Consider the following 21,417-nt stretch of genomic DNA (forward strand, 5'->3'; position numbering starts at 1 on the left):
TGCGCCATCTTAAATCGTCTAACTCATTGAAACTCAAGGAGTTTTCCGTTTCGACTGCGCCGGAAGTGGGGCGAATTATAGAGACTCAGAATCTGCCGTCAACCCTTAATTACGCTTTTGTTGCAGAAGACACTTTCTTACCCATCAAACGCGGGATCCGGCGCGTAATCGAAGGAATCCTCAGCATCATTAAGACACCCCCGATGAAAGCATAGATTGCCCACTCCTTCAGATCTGCCCGCACGATCCACAGCATGTGCAACAACCCAAGCCCGAGAATGAAATAAACCAGGCGATGCAGCTTCTTCCAACGCACACCGAGGCGCCGCTGGCTATAACGGTTGGACGTGACGGCCAGGGACAACAAACCGAGAAACCCGAGTACCCCGACGATGATGTACGGCCGCTTGCTCAACTCGACACCCAACTGCGACCAGTCGAATCCCAAGATGAAGGCCAAGTAGCTACTCAGGTGAAGCACCACATAGGTGAAGCACCATAATCCGAGTTGGCGTCTGACCGCGATCCACCCCGCCCATCCCGTCAACTTCTGTAGAGGGGTCATACTCAAGGTAATGAGGAGCAGGATCAGCGTCCCCAACCCCAACCGATCCACCAGCACCTTGCCAGGATCGGGGCCCAAGGTATTCATCAACGCCTCGTAGAGCCAGAACAACGGCCAGATCGCCGCCGCGACGAAGACGCCAATCCGCCACACTGGAAAACGCATCAGTAGTCCTTCCTCAGGTCCATCCCTGCATATAAAGAAGCGACTTCATCCTGATAGCCGTTGAACATCAATGTATCGCGCACATTGGGACTGAACAGTCCGCTTGGCAGGCGACGCTCATGCGCCTGGGTCCAGCGCGGGTGGTCGACCGTCGGGTTGACGTTGGCATAGAAGCCGTATTCGTCCGATGCAATGCTTTGCCAGGTCGTCTTGGGTTGTTCGCTGACCAGACTGATACGCACAATGGATTTCACACTTTTGAAACCGTACTTCCATGGCACCACCAACCGCAGCGGCGCGCCGTTCTGGTTCGGCAACTCCCGCCCATACATGCCAACCGCGAGGATAGCCAATGGGTTCATGGCCTCATCCAGCCGCAAACCCTCTACATAAGGCCAGTCGATCAGGGCGAAGCCGGAGCGCTGGCCAGGCATGGTCTTCGGATCCTGCAATGTTTCAAAACGGATGAACTTGGCCTTGGAGGTCGGTTCAACCTGCTTGAGCAGCGCAGAGATGGGAAAGCCGATCCAAGGAATGACCATTGACCAGGCCTCCACGCAGCGCAGTCGATAGATCCGCTCCTCCAATTGATAGGGCTTCATGAAGTCTTCCAGACCGTAGCGCCCAGGCTTGCCTACCTCTCCATCCACCACCACGCTCCAAGGCTCGGTTTTCAAGGACCCGGCATTGGCCGCCGGATCGCCCTTGTCGGTTCCGAACTCATAGAAGTTGTTGTAATGGGTTGCATCCTTGAACGGCGTAATCGGTTCATTCTTGACCGTCACCGCGCCCCATTGGGTTGAGGGTAGTTTTTCGGCAAACCAGGACGGCGCCTTGCCTGGCTCCACGTCGGGATAGCGCGCCACATCGGCGGCGCTCGCCCAGCGCGGCAGGCTGCTCACGGCAAGGCCAGCCATGGTTGCTCCCAGCATCTGGCGACGGGATAAATAAAAGGATTCGGGCGTGACGTCCGATTCACGGCAGTCGGACGACTTGGGGATCTTGATCAGCATGACAACTCCGCAGTATTGGAGGGCAGGTGCACCAATAGACTGCGGAGTATGGGGGAAATTACATCACTCGGCGCTTTTGTGACGACGCAGGCGCAACAGGTACTGAACCGGGCCGGACGCGGCATAGGCAAGGAATACCAGCAGCAGGATACGCGGCGGATCGCTGAAGACCACCGCGAACACCAGCACCACCGCCAGGATGGCCACGAATGGCACACGCCCCTTCAGATCAAGCTCCTTGAAGCTGTTGTACTTGATGTTGCTGACCATCAGCATACCGGCCGCCGCCACCAGCAGTGCCACCAGGAAGGACATCTTCGAACCCTGGATGCCATAGTCACTGAACGCCCAGACCACACCCGCCACGACGCCCGCCGCAGCCGGGCTCGCCAGGCCGATGAAGTAGCGCTTGTCGGCCTTGCCGACCTGGGTGTTGAAACGCGCCAGGCGCAACGCGGCACCCGCCACATAAATGAAGGCGACCATCCAGCCGACCTTGCCCATGTCCCCCAGCGCCCAACCGAACGCCAGCAAGGCCGGGGCCACGCCGAAAGCGACCATGTCCGACAGGGAATCGTACTCGGCCCCGAATGCGCTCTGGGTATTGGTCATGCGGGCCACGCGCCCGTCCAGGCCATCGAGCACCATGGCGACAAAGATCGCGATGGCGGCGAAAGCAAAATAACGGCTCGCCCCCGCGCTATCGCCAGCGCTCAACGCAGCCTGGGCGCTCATGGAGCTGATGATCGAGTAGAAACCGGCAAACAGGTTGGCGGTGGTAAACAGATTCGGCAGCAGATAGATGCCACGATGCCGGACCTTACGGCCTTCAGCGTCATGACCTTCCTCGACGTGTTCATCGATGGGCAACATGCTTTCGGCGTCAGGAGCCTGGTTTGGCTCGTCGGGACGTTCGCTCATGGACAGTACCTTGCAACGGTGTGAAAAAATTCGACAGGTGTCTGGGACGAGGGTTCGGCCGCAAACGATGCAGCTTTATACCAGAAGCCATCGCCCAAACGAAAAAACGCGGCCGAGGCCGCGTTTTTCGATCAAGCCCGCGACTCAGTTCTTGGCTTTGTCGACGATCTTGTTGGCGCTGATCCAAGGCATCATCGAGCGCAGTTGCTCGCCGATGATCTCGATGCCGTGGGCAGCGTTGTTGCGACGCTTGGCGGTCATCGAAGGATAGCCGGTAGCGCCTTCGCTGATGAACATCTTGGCGTATTCGCCGTCCTGAATACGTTTCAGGGCGTTGCGCATAGCCTGGCGGGACTCGGCGTTGATCACTTCCGGACCGGTCACGTACTCGCCGTATTCGGCGTTGTTGGAGATCGAGTAGTTCATGTTGGCGATACCGCCTTCGTACATGAGGTCAACGATCAGCTTCAGTTCGTGCAGGCACTCGAAGTAGGCCATTTCCGGCGCGTAGCCCGCTTCAACCAGGGTTTCGAAACCGGCTTTAACCAGCTCGACGGTACCGCCGCACAGAACGGCCTGCTCACCGAACAGGTCGGTTTCGGTCTCGTCCTTGAAGGTGGTTTCGATGATGCCGGTACGGCCGCCGCCAACGCCCGCAGCGTAGGACAGGGCCACGTTCTTGGCGTTGCCCGAAGCGTCCTGGTAGATCGCGATCAGGTCAGGGATACCGCCACCCTTGACGAACTCGGAACGCACGGTGTGACCCGGAGCCTTCGGCGCGATCATGATCACGTCGAGGTCAGCGCGTGGCACGACCTGGTTGTAATGGATCGAGAAACCGTGGGAGAAGGCCAGGGTAGCGCCCTTCTTGATGTTCGGTTCGATTTCGTCGCGATACAGTGCGCCCTGGAATTCGTCCGGGGTCAGGATCATGACCAGGTCGGCAGCGGCAACGGCGGAAGCCACGTCAGCCACTTTCAGGCCGTGGGCTTCTGCCTTGGCAACGGTGGCCGAGCCTTTACGCAGGCCGACGGTCACGTCAACACCGGAGTCCTTCAGGTTGCACGCCTGGGCGTGACCCTGGGAACCGTAGCCGATGATGGCGACTTTCTTGCCCTGGATGATCGACAGGTCGCAATCTTTATCGTAGAAAACTTTCATGAATTTCCCCTATATCCGGCCGTTCAGGCCATTCGCTAATTTGGTTTAGATGCTCAGTACTTTGTCGCCACGGGCAATGCCGGTGACACCACTGCGTACGGTTTCCAGAATCGAGGCAGTGCCGATCGATTGAATGAAGCTGTCGAGCTTGTCGCTGGTACCGGTCAACTGAACGGTATAGACGCTGGCGCTGACATCGACGATCTGCCCACGATAAATATCGGTAGTGCGCTTGATCTCGGCGCGCTGGGCGCCGGTGGCCTTGACCTTGACCAGCATCAGCTCGCGCTCGATGTGAGCACTTTCCGACAGGTCCACGAGCTTGACCACCTCGATCAGCTTGTTCAGGTTCTTGGTGATCTGCTCGATGATTTCATCGTGGCCCACGGTGGTCAGCGTCAGACGCGACAGGGTCGGGTCTTCGGTTGGCGCCACCGTCAGGCTTTCGATGTTGTAGTTGCGCTGCGAGAACAGGCCCACTACGCGAGACAGAGCACCCGGTTCGTTTTCCAGAAGCAGGGAAATAATATGCCGCATGATTAGGTACGCTCCGTCTTGCTCAGCCACATATCGCGCATGGAACCGTCTTTGATCTGCATCGGGTAGACGTGTTCGCTGGTGTCGACCGCAATATCGATGACCACCAGGCGATCCTTCATGGCGAACGCCTCCTCCATCTTCGACTTCAGGTCCTTCGATTCGGTGATGCGCACGCCGACGTGACCATAGGCCTCGGCCAGCTTGACGAAATCAGGCAGCGATTCCATGTACGAGTGCGAGTGACGGCTGCCGTAGCTCATGTCCTGCCATTGGCGAACCATGCCCAGCACACCGTTGTTCAGGATCACGATCTTCACCGGCAAACCGTATTGCAGGCAGGTGGACAGCTCCTGGATGTTCATCTGGATGCTGCCCTCGCCGGTGACGCAGGCGACGTCGACATCCGGGAAGCTCAACTTGATGCCCATGGCCGCCGGGAAACCGAAGCCCATGGTGCCCAGGCCACCGGAGTTGATCCAGCGGTTGGGCTTGTTGAACGTATAGTATTGCGCAGCGAACATCTGGTGCTGGCCCACGTCGGAGGTTACAAAGGCATCGCCCTTGGTCACTTCGCAAAGGGTTTCGATCACGGTCTGCGGCTTGATCACGCTACCGTCGCCCTTGTCATAGGGGAACAGGCCACGGTCGCCACGCCACTCATCGACCTGCTTCCACCAACTGGCCACGGACTCCTTGTTCGGGGTCTCGCCGATTTCCTTGAGGATCGCGACCATTTCGGTCAGGACACTCTCCACAGGACCGACAATCGGCACGTCTGCCTTGATGGTCTTGGAAATGGACGCAGGGTCGATGTCGATGTGGATGATCTTGGCGTTCGGGCAGAACTTCGCCGCACCGTTGATGACCCGGTCATCGAAACGCGCACCGACCGCCAGGATCACATCGGCATGGTGCATCGCCAGGTTGGCGGTGTAGCTGCCGTGCATGCCGAGCATACCGATGAACTGACGGTCGGTGCCCGGGAAGGCGCCCAGGCCCATCAGCGTATTGGTGACCGGCAGGTTGAGCATCTTCGCCAGTTCGGTCAGCGGCGCGGAGCCGCCACCGAGGATCACGCCCCCCCCCGAATACAACACGGGACGCTTGGCCGCCAGGAGCATTTCGGCTGCCTTGCGGATCTGCCCGGAGTGACCGCGTACGGCCGGGCTGTAGGAGCGCAGCTTGGCTTTTTTCGGGAAGATGTATTCGAACTTCTCGGCCGGGTTGGTCATGTCTTTCGGGACATCGACCACCACAGGGCCCGGACGACCGGATTCGGCCAGGTAGAAGGCCTTCTTCATGACTTCCGGGATTTCCGACGGGTGCTTGATCATGAAGCTGTGCTTCACGATCGGCCGGGAGATACCGATCATGTCGGTTTCCTGGAACGCATCAGTGCCAACCATGGTGCTGGGCACCTGGCCGGAAATGATCACCATCGGGATCGAGTCCATGTAGGCGGTGGCGATACCGGTGATGGCGTTCGTGGCGCCTGGACCGGAAGTCACCAACACCACGCCGGCCTTGCCGGTGGCGCGGGCGTAGCCGTCAGCCATGTGGGTCGCCGCCTGCTCGTGACGAACCAGGATGTGGGTCACTTCCGGTTCTTTGAACAGGGCATCATAGACATGAAGAAGAGCACCACCCGGGTACCCGTAGATATATTTGACGCCTTCGTCACGCAAGAAGCGGACGAGCATCTCACCGCCAGATAAAAGCTCCACGTTGTTCACCTCTAAAACGCCAGAATACCGCCCCTCAAAAGGGGACGGGTCTTAATAGGTTTACTTCTCGGCAGAGCATGAGCGACGGTGGTCGCCGACTACGTCAGCACTGACTGAGCAAGTATTGGGATCGTCCCAAGTGTTGCGGGCCTTTCCCACCCAGCGCGAGGTAACGCGTTGCGGGTGTAACAGGTCGACGCGGATATGCGCCTCATGATCTGCCGAGTGGGCCTGCTTCTGGCAGTCCCTCTACAGCGGACTTTGGATTCTTCTGTTTCGCCTTCTGCAAGTCAAGTCGTCTATGTGCTTTATTCGAAGTAAGCGCATGAGAACGCAAGAAAAAACCTTTAAACGGCAACTGTGTTAGCTTCAATTGCGCAACCCATGACAAGGAAACAGCATGCGAATGTTCATACTGACGGCCAGCCTGCTGGTTGGCCTGAGCCCGATGTGCATGGCCGGTCAGATCTACAAATGGGTGGACGCCCAGGGGGTGACTCACTTCAGCGCCCAGCCACCCGATGACGCAGGGGCCACGACCGTGATCAAGTCCTCACCGCCCGTCGGCAAACCGCCCGCGCCCCCCTCCGCCGGCACCATTGGCGACCAAAAGGCCATTGACGAGCAGGTCAAGCAGCAAGTGGCTGACCAGGAAGCCCAGCTCAAGGTGTTCTGCGAGCAGGCCCGGACCAACCTCGCACAATTGAAGAACAACCCACGGGTTCGTGAAGACGTGGAGGGGGAAATGCGCCGCCTCACTGACGAGGAACGACGCCAGCGAATCGACGAGACGAGCAAGCAGATCGAGGAACACTGCCAGTGACGGCAGTCAGCTGACGTCGCTGATCAACCGGTCGAACTGCGACAGCAACCGCTGCAACTCGATGCCCTGCCCTGGTCGCTGGGCATAGACCATTTCCGCCATGGCAAGGATGCCCGAGGCGTTGGGCAGCGGCAGGTCATTTTCCAGGATGGCTTTCATCCGTGGCAGGAAAATCCATTGCAGCCATTGCTCGAAGTCCAGGGTGTCGACCGCGAACGGCTCGACACTGGCCAGCGCTTCGACCGAAGGCGAAACGCTGCTCCACCAGCCCTGGACCCGCAACTCCCGCTCGATCAGCAGCAACTGATCGGCGATCTGGGGAAAACGCGTATCCATCAGAGCGAAACCTTGGCCTTCTGACGGGCCAGCGCCGCGCCGGCCGAATCGCCTTGTTTCTCACGCGCCTGGGCGATCAGTTCCCACAGGCTAGCCTGAAGGGCCGGACGACCGCTGGTGAATGTCAGACCGCGACGGGCCAGTTGTTCGGCTTGCGGCGCATCGCCCTGGGCCATGCGTACCTGGGCCAGGCGATAAAGAACCTGGGGTTCACGCGGCGCTACGCGCTGGGCACGTTCCAGACTGGAAGAGGCACCGTTGAGGTCGCCACTGGCCTGTTGCTGTTGGGCGGTCGTCAGCAGGGCCAACACCGGGCCATCCAGCTGTTCATCGGCGGACAGGCCACCGGAGCCGGCCGACGGAATGCTGCCGGGCGAGGCAGGCATGCTGTAGCTGCCCTGATTGATCGGCGAGGTTTCGATAGGGCCTGGCGTGATGGGTCCGGGCGTGATCGGCGTAGTGCTGATCGGCGCCGAGGTCGTGGCACCGCCACCGGGCACCATCACGACCACACCGGTGTCGCCTTGAGGAATCGCCTGGGCCTGGCCTTGCACCGGCCGCTTCACCGTCGTTTGACGGAAGCCGCCGTTGGCCGACACCCGCTCACTGTTGGAAACGGCAGTGCCGGAGTCGACAACCGGAATCGAGCCGCGCTGTACGGTCGAGCAACCACTGAGCAAAGCCACGGCAGTTACCGCTGGAATCAACCACTTGTTCACGTGAAACCCTCTTTGCTTAATTCATCCAGTCTTTGACCCAATCCATCACCGACTCGGCTGGATTCTGTCCGCCGCAGGCGGCTCCGGGTGGTGGTTCGCTGCCGCGAATATACGGCATCTGCACCGCGCCCGGGCAATTGGCATCGGAGCCTTGTCCGGTGCGCGAATCGACCCAGGCTTGAACGACGTTGTCCGGCTGCGGCATGTCCAGCGGCAATGGGTCGGCCTTGCGCATGAAGCTGGTCCAGACCTGCAATGCGCCCGTGGCGCCGGTGAACGGCGTCTTGCCGTTGTCATCGCGACCGAGCCAGACCACGGCCAGCAGGTCCTGGCTGAAACCGGCGAACCAGCTGTCACGGGAATCGTTACTGGTACCGGTCTTGCCCGCCAGCGTCAGGGTTCGGGGCAGCACGTTATAGACCGAGCTGCCGGTACCTTCACGCATGACCCGCTGCATGGCGCTCTGGATCAGGTAGATGGAACCCGGATCGAAACGCTGCTGAATCTGGAACGGATAACGCTTGAGTGGCTCACCGTCGGCGGTGAGCACGCTGCGGATCCCGCGCATCGGCGTATTGAAGCCGCCGTTGGCCAGCGTCTGGTACATGGCCGCAACCTCGATCGGCGTGAGGCCACCGGCTCCCAGCAGCATCGACGGGAAGGCCGGCAATTCGCGGCTGACCCCGAGACGCGCCAATGTCTTGAGCACATTCGGCACACCGACTTCCAGCCCAAGGCGAGCCGTGGACAAGTTGTAGGAATGCGCCAGCCCCTGATACAGGAAAACCGTACCGTGGGAGCGCCGGTCATAGTTCTGCGGTTTCCAGACCTGGCCGTCCGCGCCCTTGACCGAGAACACCTCGTCCGACAGCCAACTGGTCAGTGTGTACTGGCTTGGTTTTTCCAGGGCGGTAAGGTACACCGCCGGCTTGATCAGCGAGCCGATCGGGCGCACGGCATCCAGGGCCCGGTTGAAACCGGCGAAACTGGCCTGGCGGCTGCCGATCATGGCCTGGACTTCACCGGTTTCCGGGTTGGTCACCACCATGGCGGCTTCCACATCCTCGGCACCCTTGCGCGCACCCAGACGCTTAAAAGTATCCTCGACCGACGCTTCGGCTTTCATCTGCAGGATCGGGTCGAAACTGGTGAAGATCCGCAGGCCTTCTTCGGTCAAGTCTTCGTCGCGGTAGTCTTCACGCAGTTGCCGTTTGACCAGGTCGAGGAAACCGGGGAACGAGCTGTCCGCCAGACTGCCGCGCTTAGTCACGCCCAATGGCATTTTCTTCGCTGCTTCGACCTGCTCGGCCGTCGCCACGCCTTGTTGTTGCAGCAGGTCGAGCACCAGGTTGCGACGCTCGAGGGCCCGCTCCGGATTACGCCGCGGGTTGTAGGAAGACGGCCCCTTGACCATGCCCACCAGCAGCGCCACCTGATGCAGCTTGAGTTCGGACAACGGCTGGCTGAAGAAGAACTGGCTGGCGAGGCCAAAACCGTGCACCGCCCGCTGACCGTCCTGGCCGATGAAGACCTCATTGAGGTACGCCTCGAGGATCTCCTGCTTGTCGTAATGCAACTCCAGCAACAGCGCCATCATGGCTTCGGTGAGCTTGCGGGTGAGGCTGCGCTCGTTGGTCAGGTAGAAGTTCTTGACCAACTGTTGGGTCAGAGTACTGCCACCCTGACGCATATGGCCCGAGGACGTGTTGACCCAGATGGCCCGGGCAATCGACTTGGGCGAGACGCCGAAGTGATGGTAGAAATCCCGGTCTTCGACAGCGACCAGCGTATCGATCAGGAACGGTGGCACCTGGTCGATCTTGATCAGGATCCGGTCTTCGAGGTTCTTCGGATACAGGCCGCCGATCAACAGCGGCTCGAGGCGCACCACCGAAAGACTGGCATTGTTGGCACCCGTCAACGCGGCCACGTAGTCGCCGGAAAACCGCACGCGCACCGCTTGCGCCTGCTCCATGCCTTCATAGAACTGGAAGCCACGGGTATTGAGATCGACAGTGTTGCCATTGACGGAAGCTTCGCCCGGGCCGTTGGCCACACTTTCACGGCGATAGCCCAGGGCGTCGAGTTCGGTGAGGAAGTCGTCCTTGCTCAGCTTCTGTCCGACGAACAGCTCCAGCGGCCGGGCGTAGACCTTGGCCGGGATCGTCCAGCGCTTGCCGGAGAACTTCTCCTGGACCACCGCATCGAGGTAGACGGCAAAACCGGCAAGCACGACAAGGCCCACCAGGCCGAGTTTAAGGGCCCAGCCCAGCCAGGGCCGCAGGCGGCTGGCGGGTGGTTTCTTGGGGGTACGGGGGGATCGGGTACGAGTCATGGCGGCGGATTATACGCACTTTGCGATGGTTCAACATGAGCCCGATAAGCTGCGTGATGCACAGGCCATCCGGTTTGCGTTAATGCAGCTTGCCGCCATAATGACGGCCTTGAATTTTTCCAGACTCTGAAGGATCGCCTGTGAGCCAGACCCTGATCGCTGCCCTGCAAAACCCGGCCCTCTATCCGCACCCCGTCGAAGGGTTCCAGGTCATCGAAACCCACATTTCCTGGGTCTTGCTCACCGGTCCTTACGCCTACAAGTTCAAGAAGCCGGTCAATTTCGGTTTCCTCGACTTCACCGAGCTAGACGCCCGCAAGCATTTCTGCGGCGAAGAGCTGCGCCTGAACCAGCGCTTGACCCGGGACCTGTACCTGGAAGTGTTGCCGATCACCGGCAGCGCCGAAGCGCCACAGTTGAATGGTGACGGACCGGCGATCGAATATGCCCTGAAGATGCGTCAGTTCCCGCAAAGCCAGTTGCTCAGCACGTTGCAGGCCAACGGTGAACTGACCACCGCCCACGTCGACGAAATGGCCGAGCAGATTGCCCGGTTCCACCTCTCCACGCCCAAGGTTCCCGCCGAAAACCCGGCCGGCACCCCGGACAGCGTGATGGCACCGGTGCGGCAGAATTTCGAACAGATCCTCCCGTTCCTCAGCGACAAGGCTGACCTGGCGCAACTCGAGGCCCTGCAAGCCTGGGCTGAAAGCAGTTTCGAACGCCTCAAGCCGCTGTTCATCCAGCGCAAGGCCGAAGGCTTCATCCGCGAATGCCATGGCGACATCCACCTGGGCAACGCCACCGTGATCGATGGCAATGTGGTGATTTTCGACTGCATCGAGTTCAACGAACCGTTCCGTTTCACCGACGTCTACGGCGACACGGCATTCCTGGCGATGGACCTGGAAGACCGCGGGCTCAAGTCCCTGGCCCGGCGATTCGTCAGCCAGTACCTGGAGCTGACCGGCGATTACCAGGGCCTGGAACTGCTGAACTTCTACAAAGCCTACCGGGCCCTGGTCCGGGCCAAGATCGCCTTGTTCAGCATGCCGGCCGAAGCCGACCCGGTGCAACGCGCCACCACCCTGCGCCAGTACCGCAACTACGCCAACCTGGCAGAGAGCTACAGCACCATTCCGTCGCCATTCCTGGCCATTACCCATGGTGTTTCAGCCGTAGGCAAAAGCCACGTCGCGATGCGCCTGGTGGAAGCGCTGGGGGCGATTCGCCTGCGTTCGGACGTGGAACGCAAGCGCCTGTTCGGTGAGCAACAGGTGCCGAACGATCCCCAGGCCGGCATCTATAGCGGCGATGCCAGCAGCGCCACGTATGCGCGCTTGCATGAAATCGCCGGCGGGATCCTGCGCGCCGGGTTCCCGGTGGTGATCGATGCCACGTACCTCAAGCGCGAGCAGCGTGAAGCCGCAGCGAAAATCGCCGAAGCGACGGGCACCCCGTTCCTGATCCTCGATTGCAATGCCCCGCAAGCGGTCATCGAAAACAGGCTGGCGCAGCGTCAGGCCGATCAGAAAGACCCTTCCGACGCGACCCTGGCCGTCATCGCCGCACAGCAGGCTAACCGCGAAGCGCTGACGCCGGAGGAAATCCTCTGCAGCAAACCGGTGCAGACCAATGAAAGCGGCACGCTCGACAACGTGGTCGCGCAGATTCGCCAACGCCTGCCAGGCCTGTAAGCAACTATTTCGACCGTGAAGCGACACCTGGCTTCACGGTCGCCAAATACTGGCACTATACTGGCGCCATAAAACCAACAGGTGACATGACATGAACCGCCCAAAGATTCTCGACACGCCGCTGTATGCCTTGCTGCGCAAAGACGACATTGCAGGCTTCAATAAAGAACGCCCTCAAGGCCCGGTTGACTTGCGCGGCGGCGATTTTCGCGGGCTCGACCTGCGGGAATTGAATGTGGACGACGTCGACTTCACGGACGCTTACTTCCGTTCCGCTGATTTGCGTGGCGTCGATTTCCGCAAGTCGAAGCTGGAAGGCGCGAGCCTGGCCCATGCGCAGATCTCCGGCGCCTATTTCCCACCCGAGCTGTCGGCCGACGAAATTCTGATGTCGATGAACTTCGGCACCCGGTTGCGCTACCGTACCCGCTGATTTGCCAGAAAAGGCAAACCCGCACGACCAAATCCAGCGCCCCCGCCCGCGCTGGATAGGGTCCGTCGCCACTGGTTTTCCCTCATCGTGCGTTATGCCTTAGAAGCTTTTGCGACAATCCTGCCAAAGAATCACGCTTTTCCTACTGAGCGCTACACTCCTGAGAAGCTTGCCCACTGAACAGTCGGCCGTCGCAAGGAGGCTCGATGAATGATGAACTGCAACACCTGAAAAATCTGGGCAAGACGTCGGCCCAATGGCTACACGCCGTGGGCATCCACAGCGCCTCGGATCTGCGTCGACTCGGAGCGGTCGATGCCTATCGTGCGGTACGCACGCGTGGTTTCCGGGCCTCCAAGGTGTTGCTGTACGCGATTGAAGGCGCGCTGATGGATATGCACTGGAATGACATCCCCGCCGAACGCAAGGAAGCATTGAACAAGCAATTGGACGCCATTTCCACACACCACAAAGCCTGACGCCCTTGGTTATCGACATAAACCATCGCGGTTATTGCGACGAACTGGAAAACAACGTTTGACATGGTAATGAGAATCGCTATGATTACCACATCCGGTCGCGAGACTGGTCGATATTTGAAAAGCCCTTGGTTCGGACTCTCAGATATCTCCTCATCAGGCTAATCACGGTTATTTGACCCGGCTCTTGCCGGGTCTTTTTTTGTCCGCGAGAAGCCTACGGCTGTCCGCGCATTTGCGCGCAATAATCCACGGGTGGCGTGGCCGGTGTGTACCAGACGTAATCCGCCATGGCCGATGTGACCTCGCTGCCCTCCTCGGCCAGCATCAGGACCACCGGTGCTTCACCTGCCCCAAGGTCCAGGACATGCAGCGGTACGCCAATATCCTTGCGTCCATGCCAGGCACCTGCAAACAACAATGCGGGGGTTGGCGCGGCCAGTAATCGCTCGGCCATGCGCCGATCGCGTTGTTGCTGAACGGCCACCATCGCCGGCATCTGCGATTCCGGCAGCAGGCCGCAGTGGGCATCGCGAATCTGCCCCAGCAGCTCTTCTTTTACCGCCGCCCCATTGGAGCGAACACCGCTCAAGCCTGGCGCTTGCCGGTAGAAGCGCTGGATTTCGACAGCATCCAGGTTCGCGGCCAACAACGGATAAGGTTGCGCCAGTGCGTATTCGACGACAGGTCCATAGAGGTTCCAATCCCAACCCGGCGACCAATCCAGCGCGTCAGGCAAGTTTTCCGGCATGGCAGGTTGCTGGCGGACCCCATCGATCCGCGACTGCTGGCTTGGCGTCAGCATTTCCAGCAATAGACTGCCTTGCGCCCGTTGCCCGGCCAAGGCCTGGAGCAGCCATAATTGCAGCGCGTGATGATCCGGGTTGTCATGCTGCTCTCCCACGATAACCCGAGGCGCCTTCGCCAGACGTTCGACCAGAACCCTGGGCGCAACAGACTGACCGTTGTGCAGGTCACGGATCCGCCCGCTGATCGGTGGCGGTGCGATGCTCTGGCAGGCGGTCAAGGTACTCAAGACCAGAATCAGGATCAGGCGCATCGGGCAGCGTTCTCGACGAAGTTGTTCATGAATGGGCATGGAATCGTCAGGCGAGTACTCTCGACCCGACATTTGATGAATACTTCTATCTGACCGTCAACTGTGAAGTTACTCCCACAGGGAGGCATTCAACATCCGCATCGAGACTCACATGAAATTTCTGTGCAGCAACGCCGAACTGCCCGACAACGACAGTCGCGGTTTCGACATTGAGGGGCGCAAGGTGCTGGCGGTACGGCGTGCGGGTCAGGTTCATGTGTATCTCAACCGCTGTCCGCACCGTGGCGTACCGCTGGAATGGCAACCCGACCGGTTCCTCGACGCCAGTGCCAGCCTGATCCAGTGCGCCACCCACGGCGCGCTGTTTCTGATCGAAAGCGGCGAATGCGTGGCCGGTCCTTGTGCCGGCCAGTTCCTGGTGGCGCTAGACAGCCGGGAGAACGCGCAAGGCATCTGGGTCAAGGTGTAGCGGCTCGAGCAACACTGGCAACGCACGGTCCACCCACATCTGCTCGGGCGTCAGCGTGACCCCGTAGGCCAGCACCTGCACACCCGCCGCGGCCGCTTCGCGCAGGGCTGCCGCATAGCCCGGGTCGATTTCCTCGGCCGGGCGCACTGCGTCGATGCCGCTCAGGTTCACGCAATACAACTGCACCGCCCTCGTACCTTCGCGAGCCAGGCAGGCCAATTCCCTCAAGTGCTTGGCGCCGCGCTGCGTCACGGCATCGGGAAACGCGGCGACGTTCGTGCCATCGAAACCCAGGGTGACGCTCTTGACTTCGACCCAGGCCGAACCGTGCTCGTAGTCCAGGCGAAAATCGATACGACTGTTCTCCACGCCGTAGGCCACTTCCCGCTTTAACCCGATGAAGCCATTGAGCTCGCTGATCACCCCGGCACGCAACGCCTCTTCGATCAAGCCATTGGCCCGCCCGGTGTTGATGCAAGCCAGCCGCCCCTGGGGGGTTTCGCCGACTTCCCAGGTTCCGGGCAGCTTGCGTTTGGGATCGCTGGAACGACTGAACCAGACCCGTGCGCCTTCGGCCATGCAATTGAGCATCGAACCGGTATTGGGACAGTGGATCGTCAGCTGTTCGCCATCAAGGGTTTCGATATCGGCAAGGAAGCGCTTGTAGCGCCGAATCAGTCGACCTTCTTCCAGGGCAGGAGAAAAGCGCATCAGCCTTGCCAGCTCCGCAGTCCACGCGCGATTCGCTCCACCGCTTCCTGTAGCCGCGGCAGGCTCTGGGTGTAGGCGAAGCGCACATGGTGCCCAGCCTGGTGACGGCCGAAGTCCAGGCCGGGGGTGAACGCCACGTGTTCGGTTTCCAGGAAGTGCTGGCAGAAGGCAAAGGCATCGCCACCGAATGCGCGGATATCGGCATAGAGGTAGAACGCGCCTTCCGGCTCGACCGCAATGCCGAAACCCAACTCACGCAAGGCCGGCAGCAAGAAATCCCGGCGTAGCGCGAACTCGGCCCGACGCTGCTCGAAGATTTCGATGGTCGCCGGCTCGAAACAGGCCAGGGCCGCGTACTGGGCCATGCTCGGCGCGCTGATGTAGAGGTTCTGCGCCAGTTTTTCCAACTCACTGACGGCAGCCGAAGGCGCCACCAGCCAGCCCAGTCGCCAGCCGGTCATACCGAAATACTTGGAAAAACTATTCAGGACGAAGGCATCGTCGTCGACTTCCAGCACGCTGGCGGCCTCGGTGCCATAGGTCAGGCCGTGATAGATCTCATCCACCACCAGATGGCCATTACGCGCCTTGATTGCCTTCGACAGCCCGGCCAGTTCATCCCGGGAGAGGAGCGTCCCGGTCGGATTGGCCGGCGACGCCACCAGCGCACCGACGCTGTCCTGGTCCCAATGCCGGTCCACCAGCTCAGGGGTCAACTGGTAACGCACCTCCGGCCCCACCGGCACCAGCTGCGCCGCGCCTTCCACCAACCGCAGGAAGTGACGGTTGCAGGGGTAGCCCGGGTCCGCCAGCAACCAGTGTTTACCCGGGTCTACCAGCAAGGCACTGGCCAGCAGCAATGCACCAGACCCACCCGGCGTGATCAGGATACGTCGGGGGTCGATGCTCACCCCGTAGCGCTGCCCATAGAAACCGGCAATGGCTTCCCGCAGTTCGGGGATGCCGCGAGCGGCGGTGTAGCGGGTCTTGCCCGCCGCCAGCGCGGCCTGGCCGGCCTGGATGATCGGCTCGGCCGTGGTGAAGTCCGGCTCGCCGATCTCCAGGTGGATGACGTCGTGTCCGGCGGCCTGCAGTTCATTGGCACGGGCCAGCAACGCCATCACATGGAAAGGTTCGATGGCGCGACTGCGCGCACTGTAGGACTGAGCCATTAGCCTTCCTTCGCATAAAAAAGAACCGATTCTACCCAACTCTCCGCCCAAGTCAGAAACAACTGCGGAACGAGCGCGAGCAGGAAGAGGTCATAGCCCCGGATTGCAGGAAATGACTCCGGCGATTGGCCCAGGCTTGACTAGAATCAAGCATTGAGCAGGATGACCTCTTCACCGAACCGAACCCGGCCATGCCTTGCGAGGCCCCGCCCGCCGCAGGCTCGACAACCGGGAGTGGCGCGGCCCGATTCGATCTGGTAAGTTCGCCCGCTTGCAGCCGCAGGGCCGGCAGGTGTCGGTGATGGAGCAATCCTGCGTAGTGGATTACAAGAGTAGAGGCGGTCCATTCATGCCCACCCAAGCAAAGCAAAATCAAAATCAGTCGCTCAGCGGGTTTGAGCCTTATGTCCCTAAAGCGGGCGAAGAGTACATGGGCGCCCCCATGCGCGCGCACTTCACCAAGATCCTGAACAAGTGGAAACAGGACTTGATGCAGGAAGTCGACCGCACCGTGGACCACATGAAAGACGAGGCGGCCAACTTCCCCGACCCGGCCGACCGTGCCAGCCAGGAAGAAGAATTCAGCCTGGAACTGCGCGCACGTGACCGTGAGCGCAAGTTGATCAAGAAGATCGACAAGACGTTGCAACTGATCGAAGACGAAGAATACGGCTGGTGCGAGTCCTGCGGCATCGAGATCGGCATCCGCCGGCTGGAAGCCCGCCCGACGGCCGACTTGTGCATCGACTGCAAGACCCTGGCGGAAATCAAGGAAAAACAGGTCGGCAAGTAATTTGCCTGAGCTGTTACCGAAAAACGGAGCGTTCATACGCTCCGTTTTTTGTTTGCACCAGGTTCCCTACTCAGAACGTGTGCCCCCCTTGTGGGAGCGAGCCTGCTCGCGATAGCGCCAGATCAGTCACCTCTGCGGTGGCAGGCATACCACTATCGCGAGCAGGCTCGCTCCCACAAAGGGGCAGTGTTCCTCCACTATTATTTTCCTATGACTGCCACCTCCTCCTACATCGGACGCTTCGCCCCCACTCCCAGTGGCCACCTGCATTTCGGCTCGCTGGTCGCGGCCCTGGCGTCGTACCTGGACGCCAGGGCCGCTGGCGGACGCTGGTTGTTGCGCATGGAAGACCTCGATCCGCCCCGGGAAGAACCCGGCGCGCAAGTGGCGATTCTCAAGGCCCTGGAAAGCTATGGCTTCGAATGGGACGGTGAGATGGTCCGCCAGAGCGAACGTCATGAGGCCTACGATCAGGTGATCAACCGCCTGTTCAGCCAAGGCCTGGCTTATGCCTGCACCTGTTCGCGCAAACAACTGGAGGCGTATCAGGGTGTGTATCCGGGGTTGTGCCGCAACGCCGGGCACAGCACCGAAGACGCCGCCATCCGCCTGCGCGTCCCCGAGCTCGAGTACCACTTCATCGACCGGGTACAAGGCGAGTTCCGCCAGCATCTGGGCCGCGAGGTCGGCGATTTTGTCATCCGGCGCCGCGACGGGCTCTATGCTTATCAACTGGCCGTGGTGCTGGACGACGCCTGGCAAGGAGTGACCGATATCGTGCGCGGCGCCGACCTGCTGGACTCCACACCCCGCCAGCTCTATCTGCAAGAGTTGCTCGGGCTGCCACAGCCGCGCTACCTGCATGTGCCGTTGATCACCCAACCGGACGGACACAAGCTGGGCAAGTCCTACCGTTCGCCACCGCTGGCGGCCGACCAGGCCACGCCGTTGCTGCGCAGGGCCTTGCGCGCACTGGGTCAGGAATCCGGCGTCGAACTGGCCGACGCCAGCCCTCGGGAGCTGCTGGCCTGGGGCGTTCGCCACTGGGATGCGGCACGGATCCCGCGCACAATGACCCTGCCCGAGGCGCAAATACGTTGACGGCCCTTGCAGCTTGGCGCCCATCCGTTACCATCGCCGCACGTTTTCGGGCACGCGCTTAAAAAAGAGAGGCCGGGATGTACATCTATCGCTTGGTCCTGCTCCTGGTAGTGGGGATTTATCTGTTCTCCCCGGCCATCATGGATTGGTGGATCGATGCCACGGGTGCCTGGTATCGGCCGTATCTGCTCTGGCTGATCCTGATCGTCGTGACCTTCATCCTGCAGAGCCAAAAAGATGCCGATGAGCTTTAGCCTGACCCAGATGATCCTGATCAGTGCGGCCTACCTGGCGGTACTGTTCGGCGTGGCCTGGATCAGTGAACGAGGCATGATCCCCCGGGCGATCATCCGCCATCCGCTGACCTACACCCTGTCGCTGGGGGTCTACGCCAGTGCGTGGGCGTTCTACGGTACGGTCGGGCTGGCCTACCAGTATGGCTATGGCTTCCTGTCCAGTTACCTGGGTGTGTCGGGAGCCTTCCTGCTGGCGCCAGTGTTGCTGTACCCGATCCTGAAAATCACCCGCACCTACCAGTTGTCGTCCCTGGCTGACCTGTTCGCCTTTCGTTTCCGCAGCACCTGGGCCGGTGCGCTGACCACGATCTTCATGCTCGTGGGCGTGTTGCCGTTGCTGGCCCTGCAGATGCAGGCCGTGGCCGACTCCATCAGCATCCTGACCCACGAGCCGGTGCAGCACCGGGTGGCGCTGAGCTTCTGCGTCCTGATCATCCTGTTCACCATTTTCTTCGGTTCCCGGCACATCGCCACCCGGGAAAAACACGAAGGCCTGGTGTTCGCCATCGCCTTCGAGTCGGTGATCAAGCTGATCGCCATCGGTGGCGTCGGCCTCTACGCGCTGTACGGTGTGTTCAACGGCCCGCAACAGCTTGAACTGTGGCTGCTGCAGAACCAGACCGCCCTCGCCGCCCTGCACACACCGTTGCAGGAAGGCCCGTGGCGTACGCTGTTGCTGGTGTTCTTCGCGTCAGCGATCGTGATGCCGCACATGTACCACATGACCTTCACCGAAAACCTCAACCCACGCTCGCTGGTGAGCGCGAGCTGGGGTCTGCCGCTGTTCCTGCTGCTGATGAGCCTGGCGGTGCCGCTGATCCTGTGGGCCGGGTTGAAGCTGGGGGCCAGTACCAATCCGGAATACTTCACCCTCGGCATCGGCATCGCCGCCAACAATCACGCCTTGGCCCTGCTGGCCTATATCGGCGGCCTGTCGGCGGCCAGCGGCCTGATCATCGTGACCACCCTGGCGCTGTCGGGCATGGCCCTCAACCACCTGGTGCTGCCGCTCTACCAACCACCGGCCGAGGGCAATATCTACCGCTGGCTGAAATGGACCCGGCGGGCACTGATCGTCGCGATCATCATGGCCGGCTACGGCTTCTACCTGATGCTGGGAGATGGCCAGGACCTGGCCAACCTGGGCATTGTCGCCTTCGTTGCCACCTTGCAGTTCCTGCCGGGCGTGTTGTCGGTGCTGTACTGGCCGACTGCCAACCGCCGCGGCTTTATCGCCGGCTTGCTGGCGGGCATCCTGGTCTGGCTGGTTGCCATGCTGTTGCCGCTGCTGGGCAACCTGCAAGGCTTCTATATCCCGTTGCTGAACATGATCTATGTGCTCGACGACACCAGTTGGCACATGGCGGCCATCGCCTCGCTGGCGGCGAACGTGCTGATGTTCACCCTGATCTCGCTGTTCACCAACGCCAGCAGCGAAGAAGCCAGCGCCGCCGAAGCCTGCGCCGTGGACAACGTTCGCCGCCCGCAACGCCGTGAACTGCACGCGGCCTCGCCCCAGGAGTTCGCCACGCAATTGGCCAAACCCCTGGGTGCAAAGGCCGCGCAAAAGGAAGTCGAACAGGCCCTGCGGGACCTTTACCTGCCTTTCGACGAGCGTCGCCCCTATGCCTTGCGTCGCCTGCGGGACCGGATCGAAGCCAACCTGTCCGGCCTGATGGGTCCCAGCGTGGCCCAGGACATGGTCGAGACGTTCCTGCCCTACAAGGCCGGCGGCGAAAACTACGTCACCGAGGACATCCATTTCATCGAAAGCCGCCTCGAGGACTACCACTCGCGCCTCACCGGCCTTGCCGCCGAGCTGGATGCCCTGCGCCGTTATCACCGCCAGACCTTGCAGGAACTGCCGATGGGCGTGTGCTCCCTGGCCAAGGACCAGGAAATCCTGATGTGGAACAAGGCCATGGAAGAACTGACCGGAATCGCCGCCCAGCGTGTGGTGGGTTCACGCCTGAGCACCCTGGGCGAGCCATGGAAAGGTTTGTTGCAAGGCTTCATCGACTTGCCGGACGAACACTTGCACAAACAGCACCTGGCCCTCGACGGCCAGACCCGCTGGCTGAACCTGCACAAGGCGGCCATCGACGAGCCGCTGGCGCCGGGCAACAGTGGCCTGGTGTTGCTGGTGGAAGACCTGACCGACACCCAGATGCTCGAAGACAAGCTGGTCCACTCCGAACGCCTGGCGAGCATCGGCCGGCTGGCAGCCGGGGTGGCCCACGAAATTGGCAACCCGATCACCGGCATCGCCTGCCTGGCGCAAAACCTGCGTGAAGAGCGCGAGGAGGATGGCGAACTGACGGAAATCAGCAGCCAGATCCTTGAGCAGACCCGACGCGTGTCGCGTATCGTGCAGTCGCTGATGAGCTTCGCCCACGCCGGCGGCCACCAGCACAACGACGAGCCAGTCTGCCTGGCCGAAGTGGCCCAGGATGCCATTGGCCTGCTGGCCCTCAACCGGCGCAATTTCGAAGTGCAATTCTTCAACCTGTGCGACCCGGATCATTGGGTCGACGGCGATCCCCAGCGGCTCGCCCAGGTCCTGATCAACCTGCTGTCCAACGCCCGCGACGCCTCACCGGCCGGCAGCGCCGTGCGGGTCAAGAGCGAAGCCAGCGAACACACGATCGATCTGATCGTCGAAGACGAAGGCAGCGGTATTCCACAGAACATCATGGATCGATTGTTCGAACCCTTCTTCACCACCAAGGATCCTGGCGAAGGCACCGGACTGGGCCTTGCACTGGTCTATTCCATCGTTGAAGAGCATTATGGACAAATCACCATCGACAGCCCGGCCGATGTACAAGGCCAACGCGGCACCCGTATACGGGTGACCTTGCCGCGTCATGTCGAAGCGACGTCCGCTGTGAACTGAGACCGTCG

General features: G+C 60.9%; 21 protein-coding genes. 9 read left to right on the forward strand and 12 right to left on the reverse strand.

The features are described from left to right. Positions 1 to 109: 109 nt before the first annotated feature. The 6 genes from msrQ to FGE05_RS26930 all read right to left on the reverse strand — a co-directional run bounded on the left by msrQ (position 110) and on the right by FGE05_RS26930 (position 6,089). Positions 110 to 730, reverse strand: a complete 621-nt coding sequence (msrQ, locus tag FGE05_RS26905) for a protein-methionine-sulfoxide reductase heme-binding subunit MsrQ (RefSeq protein WP_139649734.1) — start codon at positions 728 to 730, stop codon at positions 110 to 112. Further along, positions 730 to 1,743: a protein-methionine-sulfoxide reductase catalytic subunit MsrP gene (msrP, locus tag FGE05_RS26910; RefSeq protein WP_139649736.1), complete on the reverse strand. Its 1,014-nt coding sequence runs from the start codon at positions 1,741 to 1,743 to the stop codon at positions 730 to 732. The genes msrQ and msrP overlap by 1 nt, the downstream gene beginning before the upstream one ends. A gap of 63 nt (positions 1,744 to 1,806) precedes the next feature. Beyond that, the gene (gene pssA, locus FGE05_RS26915; protein ID WP_041020669.1) at positions 1,807 to 2,664 is read right to left on the reverse strand and encodes a CDP-diacylglycerol--serine O-phosphatidyltransferase; all 858 of its coding nucleotides are present in this window, start codon (positions 2,662 to 2,664) and stop codon (positions 1,807 to 1,809) included. Between the two features lie 144 nt (positions 2,665 to 2,808). Further along, positions 2,809 to 3,825, reverse strand: coding sequence for a ketol-acid reductoisomerase (gene ilvC, locus FGE05_RS26920; RefSeq protein ID WP_024779611.1), 1,017 nt, complete (start codon positions 3,823 to 3,825; stop codon positions 2,809 to 2,811). Between the two features lie 45 nt (positions 3,826 to 3,870). Then, positions 3,871 to 4,362: an acetolactate synthase small subunit gene (ilvN, locus tag FGE05_RS26925; RefSeq protein WP_003205610.1), complete on the reverse strand. Its 492-nt coding sequence runs from the start codon at positions 4,360 to 4,362 to the stop codon at positions 3,871 to 3,873. Between the two features lie 2 nt (positions 4,363 to 4,364). Next, positions 4,365 to 6,089, reverse strand: coding sequence for an acetolactate synthase 3 large subunit (locus FGE05_RS26930; protein WP_139649738.1), 1,725 nt, complete (start codon positions 6,087 to 6,089; stop codon positions 4,365 to 4,367). A gap of 400 nt (positions 6,090 to 6,489) precedes the next feature. Between FGE05_RS26930 and FGE05_RS26935 the strand changes: the two genes are divergently transcribed. Beyond that, positions 6,490 to 6,912: a DUF4124 domain-containing protein gene (locus FGE05_RS26935; protein ID WP_175386687.1), complete on the forward strand. Its 423-nt coding sequence runs from the start codon at positions 6,490 to 6,492 to the stop codon at positions 6,910 to 6,912. Positions 6,913 to 6,918: 6 nt separating this feature from the next. Here FGE05_RS26935 and FGE05_RS26940 read toward each other — a convergent pair whose 3' ends face one another. From FGE05_RS26940 to mrcB, 3 genes are read right to left on the reverse strand one after another with little or no spacing between them, the layout of a single operon-like run. Then, the gene (locus tag FGE05_RS26940; protein ID WP_055129265.1) at positions 6,919 to 7,248 is read right to left on the reverse strand and encodes a YqcC family protein; all 330 of its coding nucleotides are present in this window, start codon (positions 7,246 to 7,248) and stop codon (positions 6,919 to 6,921) included. Then, positions 7,248 to 7,967: a M48 family metallopeptidase gene (locus FGE05_RS26945; protein ID WP_041020672.1), complete on the reverse strand. Its 720-nt coding sequence runs from the start codon at positions 7,965 to 7,967 to the stop codon at positions 7,248 to 7,250. The genes FGE05_RS26940 and FGE05_RS26945 overlap by 1 nt, the downstream gene beginning before the upstream one ends. A 16-nt stretch (positions 7,968 to 7,983) precedes the next feature. Continuing rightward, positions 7,984 to 10,302, reverse strand: coding sequence for a penicillin-binding protein 1B (gene mrcB, locus FGE05_RS26950; protein ID WP_139649740.1), 2,319 nt, complete (start codon positions 10,300 to 10,302; stop codon positions 7,984 to 7,986). Positions 10,303 to 10,442: 140 nt separating this feature from the next. Here mrcB and FGE05_RS26955 point away from each other — a divergent pair, with 140 nt between their 5' ends. From FGE05_RS26955 to FGE05_RS26965, 3 genes are all read left to right on the forward strand, one after another. Beyond that, positions 10,443 to 11,999, forward strand: coding sequence for a bifunctional aminoglycoside phosphotransferase/ATP-binding protein (locus FGE05_RS26955; RefSeq protein ID WP_139649743.1), 1,557 nt, complete (start codon positions 10,443 to 10,445; stop codon positions 11,997 to 11,999). 91 nt (positions 12,000 to 12,090) lie between these two features. After that, on the forward strand, positions 12,091 to 12,432 hold the full coding sequence (locus FGE05_RS26960) for a pentapeptide repeat-containing protein (RefSeq protein WP_139649745.1): 342 nt from the start codon (positions 12,091 to 12,093) through the stop codon (positions 12,430 to 12,432). A gap of 206 nt (positions 12,433 to 12,638) precedes the next feature. Further along, positions 12,639 to 12,911 (forward strand): TfoX/Sxy family protein, encoded by a 273-nt coding sequence (locus FGE05_RS26965; protein ID WP_139649747.1) that lies wholly within the window; start codon positions 12,639 to 12,641, stop codon positions 12,909 to 12,911. A gap of 217 nt (positions 12,912 to 13,128) precedes the next feature. On the opposite strand, the gene FGE05_RS26970 is transcribed toward FGE05_RS26965, so the two are convergent. Then, positions 13,129 to 13,971 (reverse strand): ChaN family lipoprotein, encoded by an 843-nt coding sequence (locus tag FGE05_RS26970; RefSeq protein ID WP_139649880.1) that lies wholly within the window; start codon positions 13,969 to 13,971, stop codon positions 13,129 to 13,131. A gap of 151 nt (positions 13,972 to 14,122) precedes the next feature. Between FGE05_RS26970 and FGE05_RS26975 the strand changes: the two genes are divergently transcribed. Beyond that, positions 14,123 to 14,440, forward strand: coding sequence for a Rieske (2Fe-2S) protein (locus tag FGE05_RS26975; protein WP_139649749.1), 318 nt, complete (start codon positions 14,123 to 14,125; stop codon positions 14,438 to 14,440). Here the strand turns inward: FGE05_RS26975 and sfsA are convergent. Then, positions 14,396 to 15,151: a DNA/RNA nuclease SfsA gene (sfsA, locus tag FGE05_RS26980; RefSeq protein WP_139649751.1), complete on the reverse strand. Its 756-nt coding sequence runs from the start codon at positions 15,149 to 15,151 to the stop codon at positions 14,396 to 14,398. The genes FGE05_RS26975 and sfsA overlap by 45 nt on opposite strands. Beyond that, complete coding sequence (locus tag FGE05_RS26985) at positions 15,151 to 16,323, reverse strand: pyridoxal phosphate-dependent aminotransferase (RefSeq protein ID WP_139649752.1); 1,173 nt, start codon at positions 16,321 to 16,323, stop codon at positions 15,151 to 15,153. Before FGE05_RS26985 ends, sfsA begins: the two co-directional genes overlap by 1 nt. 349 nt (positions 16,324 to 16,672) lie before the next feature. Between FGE05_RS26985 and dksA the strand changes: the two genes are divergently transcribed. The 4 genes from dksA to FGE05_RS27005 all read left to right on the forward strand — a co-directional run bounded on the left by dksA (position 16,673) and on the right by FGE05_RS27005 (position 21,409). Continuing rightward, on the forward strand, positions 16,673 to 17,116 hold the full coding sequence (dksA, locus tag FGE05_RS26990) for an RNA polymerase-binding protein DksA (RefSeq protein ID WP_024779597.1): 444 nt from the start codon (positions 16,673 to 16,675) through the stop codon (positions 17,114 to 17,116). Between the two features lie 210 nt (positions 17,117 to 17,326). Next, entirely contained in the window at positions 17,327 to 18,217 is an 891-nt protein-coding gene (gene gluQRS / locus FGE05_RS26995; protein WP_139649754.1) for a tRNA glutamyl-Q(34) synthetase GluQRS, read from the forward strand. Positions 18,218 to 18,294: 77 nt separating this feature from the next. Further along, the gene (locus FGE05_RS27000) at positions 18,295 to 18,471 is read left to right on the forward strand and encodes a hypothetical protein (protein ID WP_003176118.1); all 177 of its coding nucleotides are present in this window, start codon (positions 18,295 to 18,297) and stop codon (positions 18,469 to 18,471) included. After that, positions 18,455 to 21,409 (forward strand): sensor histidine kinase, encoded by a 2,955-nt coding sequence (locus tag FGE05_RS27005; protein ID WP_175363812.1) that lies wholly within the window; start codon positions 18,455 to 18,457, stop codon positions 21,407 to 21,409. The genes FGE05_RS27000 and FGE05_RS27005 overlap by 17 nt, the downstream gene beginning before the upstream one ends. Positions 21,410 to 21,417: the final 8 nt, after the last annotated feature.

Source organism: Pseudomonas sp. ICMP22404, assembly GCF_006227205.1.
Classification (GTDB): domain Bacteria; phylum Pseudomonadota; class Gammaproteobacteria; order Pseudomonadales; family Pseudomonadaceae; genus Aquipseudomonas.